Origin of the sequence: Vibrio sp. HI00D65, from assembly GCF_001635455.1 — a bacterium.
GTDB lineage: Bacteria > Pseudomonadota > Gammaproteobacteria > Enterobacterales > Vibrionaceae > Vibrio.
The window spans coordinates 1-391 of sequence record NZ_LWEH01000238.1 but is presented as its reverse complement, the minus strand read 5'-3'; the positions used below and the strand labels follow the sequence as shown (position 1 = coordinate 391).

Annotated in this window: 1 protein-coding gene; it reads left to right on the top strand. The window is 49.6% G+C overall.

Going from position 1 to position 391, the window contains the following annotated elements; translation table 11 throughout:
- Nucleotides 1-391: thiamine pyrophosphate-dependent enzyme (locus tag A3712_RS16780; RefSeq protein WP_231891835.1), on the top strand; the 391-nt coding region annotated here is incomplete at both ends.

The window sequence follows — 391 nt, the reverse complement described above, 5'->3', positions numbered from 1 at the left end:
TCGTGATACTTGCTATGTCAGCACCATTGGTTTATCGCAGATTGCCGCAGCGCAGTTCCTTCATGTGTACAAGCCTCGACATTGGATCAACTGTGGTCAGGCTGGTCCGCTTGGTTGGACAACACCTGCTGCATTGGGTGTTCGAGCTGCGGATCCGGATTGCGATATCGTCGCTATATCCGGCGACTACGACTTCCAATTTATGATTGAGGAGCTGGCAGTAGGTGCTCAATTCAAGCTGCCATATATTCATGTACTGGTGAACAACTCCTACCTAGGCTTGATTCGCCAAGCGCAGCGTCAGTTTGATATCGATTACTGTGTGCAACTGGCATTTGATAATCAGAATGCGCCAGAGCTTGAAGGCTACGGTGTTGACCATGTGGCAGTT